We start from the raw sequence: 11381 nt of genomic DNA on the forward strand, positions 1-11381 counted from the left end.
CGGGGCAGTTGGATGCTTGTTTGGCGGAGTTGAGGGGGAAGTCGGGGAAGGACGGAGCGGGGGAGGCGGAAGCGGGGAGCGGGGAGCGGGGAGCGAAAAGTGCGGTCTTGGGGTTTCCCCAAGTAGAGCACCTTTTCAAGACAGCGGGGGATGGGGAGATCGACTCGCTCCGATTGGGTTCCTTGCGAGAGAACCGCGAAGAACCGACGATGAAAGCTAGACAAGACAATGGGGAAAGTTTGCCGTTGGTGTTTTGTATTGGGGAGAATGGGTTGGATCTGGCGCAGCAGATGGGCATTAAGCGCGATCGAATTATTAAGACGGCGAACTGGTTGGGGCCGTTATTAGCGGAAGCAGGGGTGTTGGGAGTGCCCAAGTTATTACTATTTGGCTATCACGGGAAGTTAATCAAATTAGCAGGCGGAATTTTTCATACCCATCACCATTTAGCGGATGGGAGATTGGAAATTTTGGTGACAGCGGCGGCGCGGATGGGTTTGCCAGCGACACAACTAGCTGGTTTATTCGATTGTGAAACGGCAGAGGATGTCCTCAAATACCTGAGGGAAATCGATCGAGCTGATGGCAGTGACTGGGTGCAGCGGATTTATGGCGATCTCACCGAGCGCATCGATGCTCGATCGCAAAAATATATTTATAGCCAGAGTCAGCAAGCTGTAAATGTCGGTTCGGTAGTATTCGATCGCCACAGACAAGTCATTAAAACTAGTGCCAACGGTAAGACATTGCTGACCCAATTGTGCTAGATTTAATCGAATATAAAATTTTTGGTTGCCTACTCTAAATCTTGCTCGATCGCACTCTTCAAATCCAAGAGTCAGTCATCTCAAATTCAGACGGTCGTAGCTCTAAATCGTTTACATGTATCAAATCCCAGGGAGTCCGTAGTGACAACAGAAACCGAAACTAGTTCAACCGAACTTCAGCTTACAGATACTCCACTTGCAAATGTAAGCTTAAATCATCAAATGGTCGTCATTCTGGACTTCGGCTCCCAGTATTCCGAACTAATTGCCCGGAGAATTCGCGAGACTCAAGTTTATTCAGAAGTTATTTCTTATCGCACTACTGCCGCACAATTAAAACTGCTAAATCCCAAAGGAATTATCCTCTCTGGCGGGCCGAGTTCGGTTTACGACGATCGCGCGCCCCAGTGCGACCCCGAAATCTGGAAGCTGGGGATTCCCGTCTTGGGCGTGTGTTATGGCATGCAATTGATGGTGCAGCAGCTTGGCGGCGAAGTTGTTAAAGCAAAGAAAGCTGAATACGGTAAAGCCGAAATCCTGATTGACGATCCGAGCGATCTGCTGACGAATGTCGAAGCAGGTTCGACGATGTGGATGAGTCATGGCGACTCTTGCGAACGGTTGCCAGAGGGATTCGAGCTACTGGCACACACTGAGAATACACCCTGCGCGGCGATCGCCGACCATCAGCGCAAATTATATGGCGTTCAGTTTCACCCAGAAGTAGTGCATTCGATCGGCGGATTGGCTCTAATTCGCAATTTTGTCTACCATATTTGCGCCTGTCAACCGACTTGGACGACAGAAGCTTTTGTTGAAGAATCAATTCGGAATATTCGCGCGCGAGTAGGCGATAAAAAGGTGTTATTGGCACTTTCTGGCGGTGTCGATTCTTCGACCTTAGCATTCTTATTGCATCGGGCGATCGGCGACCAATTGACGTGTATGTTCATCGATCAAGGGTTCATGCGCAAGCTCGAACCAGAACGGCTGGTCAATCTGTTCAAGAATCAATTTCATATTAAAGTTGAATATGTGATGGCTCGCGAACGCTTCATTAATGCGATCGCTGGTGTCACCGATCCCGAAACTAAACGCAAAATTATTGGTACCGAATTCATCCGCGTCTTTGAATCCGAATCAAAACGCTTGGGGCCATTCGATTACCTCGCGCAGGGGACACTCTATCCCGACGTAATTGAATCCGCTGATACCAATGTCGATCCGCAAACCGGCGAACGCGTGGCGGTCAAAATCAAGAGCCATCATAATGTCGGCGGCTTGCCTAAAGACTTGCAATTCAAACTTGTCGAACCCTTACGCAAATTATTTAAAGATGAAGTGCATAAAGTCGGCAGATCGATCGGTTTGCCCGAAGAAATCGTCCAACGGCAACCTTTCCCCGGCCCTGGTTTAGCGATTCGGATTATCGGTGAAGTCACTGCCGAGCGACTGAATATCCTCCGCGATGCCGATCTGATCGTCCGTCAGGAAGTCAATAAACAAGGACTCTACCACCAGCTCTGGCAAGCCTTTGCTGTGCTCCTAGCCGATGTCAATAGCGTCGGCGTGATGGGCGACCAACGGACTTACGCTCACCCGATCGTGTTACGCTGCGTCTCTAGTGAGGATGGGATGACCGCTGATTGGTCGAAGGTACCGTATGAGTTCTTAGAGATTGTCTCCAACCGGATTGTCAATGAAGTCAAAGGTGTCAACCGCGTGGTTTACGATATCACTTCCAAGCCACCTGGCACGATCGAGTGGGAATAATTTAAGATCGGTTTCTATTTAAAGGAAGCAACTGAAATCGCGCTGAGGCAGTAACCTCAGCGCGATTTCAGTCAGCAGTTCGCGCTCCTAAACAAAGCCGAGGGTTTAGCAAGACAACAGTAAAGAATGGCAAAGCTACCTACTGTAAACGCAGCACTGAGACTTTTGAGACATTTCGATCGAGACAAGATGCGATCGAGCCTTGCTAAAATACACTTATCCGATCTGGTATATTAGCCATGTTCCAATCCGAACTGCCCAGATACCTACCATCTGCAGAAGAACTCCCATGCTCCGACGATACGCCCGTGGATAGCGAACTCCAAGAATTAATCCCTGGATTACTAAAATCGATCTTGCTGATTTTATGGGCACAGCGGATGGATTGGTTTTTTGGTATTGATATGGCGGTTTATTTCGATCCCGACTTACCCCCAATCGTGCCTGACGGCTTTTTAAGCTTGGGCGTAGAGAGATTTTATGACGAAGAGTTACGCCCTAGTTATGTATTATGGGATGAATCGATCGTACCAAGTATCGTGCTGGAAGTAGTCTCAGCGACCTATCGACAAGAATATACTACTAAGCTAGATCGATACGCCAAACTAGGGGTTTTATATTATGTTATTTATAATTCTCGGCGGCGACGCAAACCAAAGCTAGAAATATACAAACTGGTAAATGGTAACTATCAGTTGCAAACGGGTAATCCCCTATGGATGCCAGAAATTGGCTTAGGAATTGGCTACGAACGTGGCGATTATGGCGGTGTCACTAGAGATTGGCTCTATTGGTACGATGAGGATAACCAGCGTTATCCCACACCACCTGAGTGGGTGAAACTAGAGCAACAGCGGGTACTTTTAGAAATCGCTAAGACTAATCAATCTAGAGCAGAATCCGAACAAGCTAGAGCAGAATCCGAACAAGCTAGAGCAGAATCCGAACAAGCTAGAGCAGAGTCCGAACAAGCTAAAGCAGAGTCCGAGAGGGTGCAAATGCGGGCAGAAAGATTAGCTGCAAAACTGAGAGATTTAGGAATCGATCCCGATGAAGTTTAGAATTGGATTCGATCGATAGATAGATTCTGTAGATCGCTACAAATAAACCCCGATCGTTACTAAGACGCTCGACGATCGATTAATTTTGAGATGGATGAAGTGGATGTCTATAGATTTCGCCCGATCGCAAAATTCAGACCGATCCGATTTGGCTTGTACATAAAAAATTTCAATGAAATCTTATACGCTCATTGCTCCGGCTAAAATAAATCTCCATTTAGAAATCCTCGGCATCCGTCCCGATAATTATCACGAGCTAGTGATGGTCATGCAGACCGTCGATTTGGCCGATCGGATCGAAATTAGATCCCTGGATACGGATAATATTATCTTGCACTGCGGACATCCCAAAGTCCCACTCGATCGGGCGAACTTAGCCTATCGCGCGGCAGAATTGATGCAACAAGAATTTCCCGATGCTTTTCTCGAATATGGTGGCGTCGAAATTACCTTGCACAAACATATCCCGATCGCGGCTGGATTGGCTGGCGGATCGGGAAATGCCGCTGCGGTGTTAGTAGGAATCGATTTATTGTGGGAGCTAGGACTGACCCAGAGCGACTTGCAACAATTGGCGGCAAAATTGGGTTCTGACGTGCCCTTTTGCATTTCTGGTGGCACTTCTATTGCGACTGGTCGTGGAGAGGTTGTCTCGCCGCTACCGAGCTTAGAGGGGATTTATGTCGTCTTGGGCAAATATCAAAGTTTAGAAGTATCCACCCCCTGGGCATACGCCGCTTATCGACGAGAATTTGAGTATGAGTATGCACTTGAGCCTGAGGGTTTTGCCGATCGATCTCATCGCGTTCATTCAGGGGAATTGGTACGGGCGATCGCGGCCAAAGATGCCGTTAAAATTGGGCAGCGGTTGTATAACGATTTAGAAAAAGTGGTATTACCCACTTATCCCCTCGTCAGTCAATTAATAGCAGAATTTCAGCGGCACCCAAATTTAGGCACGATGATGTCCGGTTCGGGGCCGACAGTATTTAGTTTAGCTAGCTCGCAAGCTCAAGCCGAAACTCTGTATCATCAAGTCCGCGCCGCAATTCCCGACCCAGATTTGGAGCTATTTGTCACCCAATTTAGCGATCGCGGCGTCAGAGTTATCTAATCTCCGCTCACTCCCAACTCCCAACTCCCAACTCCCAATGACCCAAACCACACCTCCCGAAACCAGCCTACCCACACCCCTGAGATGCTTAACTGGCGCGCTAATTTCTGGCACGATGTCGATCGCGATGTACGTCATGATGAGTAAGATTGCGACGACATTTGCTACCAAGCCGATGCTCCAGAAGACAACGATGGCGACTAATATTGCCACCGCATTAAGAACGCTGGTAGTCGGCTCGACAGCATTGGGCGCAGCGGTATTGGGGATTATCGCCGTTGGTTTAGTCGCGCTGGCGATTCAAGTCTTATTTAGTAACAAAAAAGCGAGTACAGATCTATAGTTGACTATTTCGATTTGTTTTATCTATAAACTAAATCGCAATCTCTATCTAAAGATAGAGATTGCGATTTTTAAATTAAATAACGTAATATTTTTAGCATTGCTCGATCGCTATTAAACATCTACCAATTACACGATCTTTTATTGATAATGTCGCTATTTATACGCGAAATTCTAATTAATTAGCTTCATCAACCCTACTTCGATCGAAAGTACGTTATATTGCAGAAGTGTCCACTAAATCAAATAGGTAAATCACATGGCTGATATCGTTGATACTGCCGTCGGTGCAGGTTCTTTTACAACCTTAGTTGCTGCTGTAAAAGCTGCTGGATTGGTCGATACGCTCAAAGGTGCCGGTCCTTTCACCGTATTTGCACCCACCGATGAAGCATTTGCAAAATTACCTGCTGGTACCGTCGAATCATTGCTCAAAGATATTCCTAAACTGACCAAAATCCTGACTTACCATGTTGTCGCTGGGAAGGTAATGGCGGCTGATGTTGTTAAACTCAAATCAGCGAAAACAGTTGAAGGTTCGGAAGTCAAAATTGATGCTAGCAATGGTGTCAAGATTAATGATTCTAAAGTTGTGACTCCCGATGTCGCTGCTGATAATGGCGTTATCCACATTATCGATACAGTGTTACTTCCTGCATAGACTGATGTTGGCATAACTCTAGTATTCGATCGTTAAGAAGGAGGTCGCAACCGTAAAAGTTGTGGCCTCTTTCTTTTGGATAAATGCAGTCAAATAGCTTGGTGCGTTACGCTGTGTTGTCTTGACGCACACGCTACGATATTTTTATAAATTAAATAGAATACTATCTATTTAAATCTTGCTAATCATTAATCGCACTCAATAAAATTTCTTTGAGCGTGAGATCTTCCATCTCATCCATCGTTATGGTATCGACGATATCAAACTTAGCACCAGCACGACTGAGATCGTCATCGAGGATTTTTAAAAACTTAGTAGCAGCTTCATCTAAGCCAACTTGAATGAAAGAAATCGCTAATTCTTCATCGCGATCGAGCTTTTGAGTGGCATCGAGAATGACCTGCATTACCGCCTTGCGATCGTCTGGTTCGCCATCAGTGACGACCAGAATCATCTCACCATTGGCCGGAGTTTGTCCGCTAGCTTTGCGCTGAAAATAACTCGCGATCGCATCGGCTAAAACGGCTGCCAAGTCAGTTCGCCCAGACGGATCGTTCTCCTGAAAAATTGTCCCTACCTTAGCTGCGGTGACGCGATCGTAACGTTTGAACTTACCCGAAAACAGATATACCGTCATCCCATCCGGATCGAGTTCTTCACACTTATTAGCTAAAGCTAGTGCTGATTCCTGCATGATTTGCCAACGACTCAAGCCACCAGCTTTATCTTTGGTTGACATGCTGCCACTTTTGTCGATAATCAGGGTGTAATCGCGATTTTCTAGCATAAATTTGGTGGCGATTGGATGAATAAAGTTACTGGCAGTCTTCGGCGTAAATAAAGTTACTGTTTAGCGGAGCGGGCAGCGGGGGACGGAAGGATGCTAGGATGCCGCATGGTAATAGATATGCGATCGGGTTAAGCTACTTACTGACGATTCCCGACCATTGAATTTTTTTGAGTTTCTCCCGCCGGTAAGAGAAGAAATGTTCGGGTTCTTGAAAAGTGCAGTGCGGCGCGATCGAGATTTGCTCCACCGGTATACCCAATCGTTCGAGTTGGAGTTGATTGACTCTGCGAACATCTAACCTTACCCGCCCAGCTTGTGCGTCCGTTAGCAGGGGTGAATTGGGTAAAGCTTGTAATGTGGCCGCATCGGTTTCTAAGTCTCCAGAAAGCGGATGGGGAGCAATTGAGGCACACACTTCCAATCCGACTTGAGTGGTAACTTGATAGACTTCGCCCGCGATCGCGGGGCCGATCGCGACGATAATATCAGTGAGATTGCCACCCTGCGCCAATAGTCGCTCTACTGCCACCGTCGCAATCTGCAAGGATGTACCGCGCCAGCCAGCATGTACTGCGGCGACGTTACCAGTGGCGCGATTGGCAATCAGGATCGGGTTACAATCAGCACTAGCTACCCAGACAGCTTGCGCCGCTGTCTCTGTCAGCGCGCCATCTCCGAGTGCATTCCCTGTCTCTACCTCTACTTCTGCTGTAGTGGCGATTTCCGTCGGTGTCAGGACGATTTTGCCGTGAATCTGCTTGAGACGGTAGGTACTGGCATGAGCCGCCAAGATCGGGGTCAGCTCGTGGGGTTTGCGGGGGGCAAACTGACGCGTAAAAAAGCCATGTTGCCAGTCAGTCAGTAAATCGCACGTTAAATACGGTAGTTCCGATCGAGTTTGCCACTGCCACATAAATCTAATACTGCTGTAGTTATCGATATATATGTCTAATAGCTTATCACTCCTACAGGTTATCGAGATTGCGAGCCTGACGCTGACGACAATTTATCACCAGATCGCTAGTTATCGCGATCGCCAACAGCCAAACAATCCTGGTAAATTATTTACCAGTAGCGATGGCAAGGTCAGACATTTAGTAACGCGTGGCACCGGCGAATTGACGATCGTTGTCGATGCCAGCTTGGGTGGAGTTGAGGGTTATTTCCTCGTTGAAGAACTGGCAAAAATTACGCGAGTTTGCATTTACGATCGAGCTGGTTATGGCTGGAGTCAGAGTGCTGTGGCACCGCGTACCAGTCAACAGATTGTTAATGAGTTGCACGAACTATTAAACATTGCTCAGATCCCGCCGCCGTATCTTTTTGTCGGCGATTCGTTCGGGAGTTATAATCTGCGACTATACGCGCATCAATTTCCCGCTGAAGTGCGGGGTTTAGTTTTAACCGATGGCTTGCACGAAACTGCGATGCTGTCATTGCCTTGGAGCGTCGGCATGCTCAAGACATTTTTCACATTTAGTTTTGGTTTTGTCGCGATCGGCGCAGCATTAGGAATTGTCAGAATATTAGGAGATTTCGGCGTGTTCGAGCTAATCAAACCCGAGCTGAAAAAATTTGCACCGATCGATCGTCGATACGTCAAAAGATCTTTTTATAGTGCGAACCACTGGCTGACAATGGGACGAGAAATGTGGAATTTGGATGCAAGTGGCAGACAGTTAAAAGTCGCTAATAATTTGGTCGATTTACCGATCGTGAGTATTAAATCGCAAACCTTTTTAAGACCATTATTTGGGGTTAAAATACTTTCTTTATCAGCCGCCGATCTGGTGCGCGAGCGGATTCATGCAGCTTTACTCAAATTATCTACTGACACCACTCAAATCTTTGCCGATCGTAGCAGTCACTTTATCTGGATCGACGAACCACAGCAGATCGTGGCTGCGGTTGCTACTCTGGCTGCCAAAATCGATCGCTAACATTCACCCACATGATTTGAGAGTAAGTTGAAACTCGATTCAGATTGTTATTACTTAGTAAAACTACTGGCAATCCAGAGCATGACAAACGTCACTAAACCAGCAAAAACACTACCATGAATACCAATAATCTGTTCGACTGGCAAATGTGCGTAGTTTAACAACACTGCCGCAACTCCCATCCCGATGAAGAGAGCGATGAAACTACCTAATAGAGCGCGCTTAAATCGACGTTGTTTTTGATTGATAAAATATAAGCTAAATCCGGCACCAATCGCGATCAGTGTCGGTAATGCCGAATAGGCGATGCTCGGCACTAATGCCGCTCCACTCAGCAGTGCATAGACACCAGATGTCGTCAAAATCTGTGATTGACTGGGACGCTCGAAAGTGTCGTTTAGCCAGCTAGGAGAGTTGGCAGTAGTTAGAGACGGAAATTTGGGGATGACAGTGGGCAATTTTTCAGGAAATCTAATCCCTTCGGGCACTTTGATCTTACCTTGCTGACGGAGTTTGAGCCGTTGCATCAAGATCGCATCATAAGCGGCTTCGATATTATCTTGTAATTGTCGATCGTCACCCAATTGAGCGATGACACGTTGCTTAGCAGCTTGAATCTCTTCAAAGGTCGCATCTTCTGCTACCCCAAGCTGCTCGTAAGGACTCTGCTGACTCATTCACAACCTCCGATCGATGGTCTCCACCTACTATTCTTACTCTAGACTGCTTTGGATGTATCTGCCACATTTGCAAGCAAATATTAAGAAGTTAGGGCTAGGTTTTAGGCTTTAGGCTTTAGGCGTCTAAATATTAGGTGGTTAAGGATTAGGTTTTGGGTGCTAAGTAGCTGGATATACTTAAACTGAACAATAACGAGATTGCCCTTATCCCAGCTCCTTGTCTTGTTTTGTCTTATTGCAGTTATGTGGGCAATAACTCATTTAAAACCCAAAGTCTAAAGCCTATCCCTAAAACTCAGCTTTAACTTGTAAACCATAAACTGTATTGCCTTGTCCATCTGGACGAATGAGTGGAAATAGCAACAAGCCACGTTTTTGTCCGAGTTCGATTTCGCCGACTAGATAACCCAATCCCGCTCCAGCTAGTACCTCGATGAAACGGTGGCGATTGAGATCGATGCGGGAATAACCAATTAAAGCCGCACCACTGTACCAGAGAATCGCATAGTCGGGATGGTAGTGGCTTTGGATGCGGGCAACGGCAAAAGCTGTCGTCGCATGACAACTGGGAAAACTATCCAACTCCCGTTCGTTGTCGGGACGTGGGGATTTGATAACTTGCTGAAGTCCATAACAAAGTGCCGCACTAGTCCCCAAAGCATCGACGACGCGCAAAGAGTGTTGTCCGCCGTCCGCACCATCAGTAAGTAACGGAAGTAAAGAACCACCGCCAAGATAGAGGATCGTACCCGCACCAGAAACAAACTCGGAAAACCCTTTATTGGTTGTTTGCGCCCGAACGCTAGGCGCGAAGCTCATACTGCTAAAGATCAGCGTCGCTGCCAGCAGGGTTTGTTTCCAAGTCATAATTTTGTACTTATTAGGATCGATCGTCAGCCGTTGACAGTTGCATAATACCGCTTTTTGGAGGATTAGGGGACTGGGAGATTGGGGAAGCCAATGTCTTTGTCGATCGAATCGCGACCTTAAGTCAATTTGCTAATTATAGTGATTGTTACTATAATTAAGCAGTTGTCGAGATTATGATTGCTTATATGACTCAATTACCGATACCATCACATTTTCAACCCAATCGAGTGGGTGAGGTTTGGCGGGTGCCTTATCAGCAGCGATCGATCGAGGCAAGAGAATGGGCGCGACAGCAACAGCTTCAGCCGATCGATCGGAGCAAGCCTCAGGTGGCACTATTACTAATCGATGTCCAGAATACCTTCTGTTTGCCAGATTTTGAGCTATTTGTTGGGGGTCGAAGCGGGCGCGGGGCGATCGAGGACAATGTGCGATTAACTGAGTTTATCTATCGCAATTTAGGTGAAATCGACCAAATAGTTGCGACCATGGATACCCATCACTTGCATCAGATTTTCCATCCTGCCTTTTGGATCGATCGCGAGGGCAATCATCCGACGCCAGCGATAACGACGATCGAGCCAGAGGATGTGCGAGCGGGAAAATGGCGCGTCAATCCGGAGTTTAATGACGAGAATATCGATAAGCTTCAGGCATACGCACTCCACTACGTCCAGCAGTTGAGCGATGGCGGGAAGTATCCGCTGCTGATTTGGCCTTATCATGCCATGTTAGGCGGCATCGGGCATGCGTTGGTACCAGCGGTAGAAGAGGCGATCTTTTTTCATGGCATTGCCCGCAATAGTCAGGCAATGTTTTCGATCAAGGGAGATCGCACGTTGACAGAGAATTACTCGGCTTTGGCTCCAGAGGTTTTTACAAACCAATTTGGGGAACCAATTGCCAGTAAAAATGATAGTTTAATCCAGCATTTGCTAGCAGCAGATAAGTTAATTATCGCCGGACAAGCGCAGAGTCATTGTGTTGCTTGGACGGTGAGCGATCTGTTGGAAGAGATTAACGCGATCGATCCTCAACTCGCCCGCAAGGTATATTTATTGGCGGATTGCACTTCGCCAGTGGTAATTCCTGGTGTTGTTGACTATACCGCCCAGGCAGAGGCGGCTTACCAACGGTTTGCGGATGCGGGGATGAATATCGTCAAATCTACAGACGATCGACTATTTTTGTAATGCGGGGAGCGGGGGATGGAATTTAGACTAAACATCGATCGATTGTGGCGACTACCGATGCGCCCAATGAGTCAAAATCATAGCCACCTTCTAAGCCAAATACAATCTTGCGAGTAACTTGCAAACAATAATCGGTAAAGATCCCAAAATCTGCTGGTTTAAGAGCAATATTTGCTAATGGATCGGCAGA

The 11381-nt window shown here is 47.0% G+C and carries 12 protein-coding genes and 1 pseudogene; 8 read left to right on the plus strand and 5 right to left on the minus strand.

All coding sequences use genetic code 11. The features are described from left to right. From RMO84_RS01255 to RMO84_RS01280, 6 genes are all read left to right on the plus strand, one after another. The coding region (locus tag RMO84_RS01255) for a cobalt-precorrin-5B (C(1))-methyltransferase (protein WP_310486624.1) at positions 1–767 on the plus strand (767 nt) is incomplete at its 5' end. A 222-nt stretch (positions 768–989) separates the two neighbouring features. Further along, positions 990–2540, plus strand: a complete 1551-nt coding sequence (gene guaA / locus RMO84_RS01260) for a glutamine-hydrolyzing GMP synthase (RefSeq protein ID WP_310486639.1) — start codon at positions 990–992, stop codon at positions 2538–2540. A gap of 239 nt (positions 2541–2779) precedes the next feature. Then, positions 2780–3601, plus strand: coding sequence for a Uma2 family endonuclease (locus RMO84_RS01265; protein WP_310486625.1), 822 nt, complete (start codon positions 2780–2782; stop codon positions 3599–3601). A gap of 172 nt (positions 3602–3773) precedes the next feature. Beyond that, entirely contained in the window at positions 3774–4715 is a 942-nt protein-coding gene (gene ispE, locus RMO84_RS01270; RefSeq protein ID WP_310486626.1) for a 4-(cytidine 5'-diphospho)-2-C-methyl-D-erythritol kinase, read from the plus strand. 37 nt (positions 4716–4752) lie between these two features. Beyond that, positions 4753–5058, plus strand: coding sequence for a DUF3082 domain-containing protein (locus RMO84_RS01275; protein WP_310486627.1), 306 nt, complete (start codon positions 4753–4755; stop codon positions 5056–5058). Positions 5059–5316: 258 nt separating this feature from the next. Beyond that, positions 5317–5718, plus strand: a complete 402-nt coding sequence (locus tag RMO84_RS01280; protein ID WP_310486629.1) for a fasciclin domain-containing protein — start codon at positions 5317–5319, stop codon at positions 5716–5718. A gap of 181 nt (positions 5719–5899) precedes the next feature. Here the strand turns inward: RMO84_RS01280 and RMO84_RS01285 are convergent, their stop codons facing one another. Beyond that, on the minus strand, positions 5900–6505 hold the full coding sequence (locus RMO84_RS01285; protein WP_310486630.1) for a VWA domain-containing protein: 606 nt from the start codon (positions 6503–6505) through the stop codon (positions 5900–5902). A 136-nt stretch (positions 6506–6641) separates the two neighbouring features. Further along, the gene (gene pgeF, locus RMO84_RS01290) at positions 6642–7421 is read right to left on the minus strand and encodes a peptidoglycan editing factor PgeF (protein WP_310486632.1); all 780 of its coding nucleotides are present in this window, start codon (positions 7419–7421) and stop codon (positions 6642–6644) included. Positions 7422–7452: 31 nt separating this feature from the next. Between pgeF and RMO84_RS01295 the strand changes: the two genes are divergently transcribed. Further along, complete coding sequence (locus RMO84_RS01295) at positions 7453–8448, plus strand: alpha/beta hydrolase (protein ID WP_310486634.1); 996 nt, start codon at positions 7453–7455, stop codon at positions 8446–8448. Between the two features lie 50 nt (positions 8449–8498). On the opposite strand, the gene RMO84_RS01300 is transcribed toward RMO84_RS01295, so the two are convergent. Together RMO84_RS01300 and RMO84_RS01305 are read right to left on the minus strand one after the other, a co-directional pair. Further along, positions 8499–9125, minus strand: coding sequence for a CPP1-like family protein (locus tag RMO84_RS01300; protein ID WP_310486636.1), 627 nt, complete (start codon positions 9123–9125; stop codon positions 8499–8501). 291 nt (positions 9126–9416) lie between these two features. Then, the gene (locus RMO84_RS01305) at positions 9417–9995 is read right to left on the minus strand and encodes a phosphatase PAP2 family protein (protein ID WP_310486637.1); all 579 of its coding nucleotides are present in this window, start codon (positions 9993–9995) and stop codon (positions 9417–9419) included. A 188-nt stretch (positions 9996–10183) separates the two neighbouring features. Between RMO84_RS01305 and RMO84_RS01310 the strand changes: the two genes are divergently transcribed. Continuing rightward, entirely contained in the window at positions 10184–11191 is a 1008-nt protein-coding gene (locus RMO84_RS01310) for an isochorismatase (protein WP_310486638.1), read from the plus strand. 22 nt (positions 11192–11213) lie between these two features. Here RMO84_RS01310 and RMO84_RS21240 read toward each other — a convergent pair. After that, positions 11214–11381, minus strand: a pseudogene (locus RMO84_RS21240) (histone deacetylase); the annotation flags it as partial.

The organism is Chamaesiphon sp. VAR_69_metabat_338 (genome assembly GCF_031423935.1).
Lineage (GTDB): Bacteria > Cyanobacteriota > Cyanobacteriia > Cyanobacteriales > Chamaesiphonaceae > Chamaesiphon.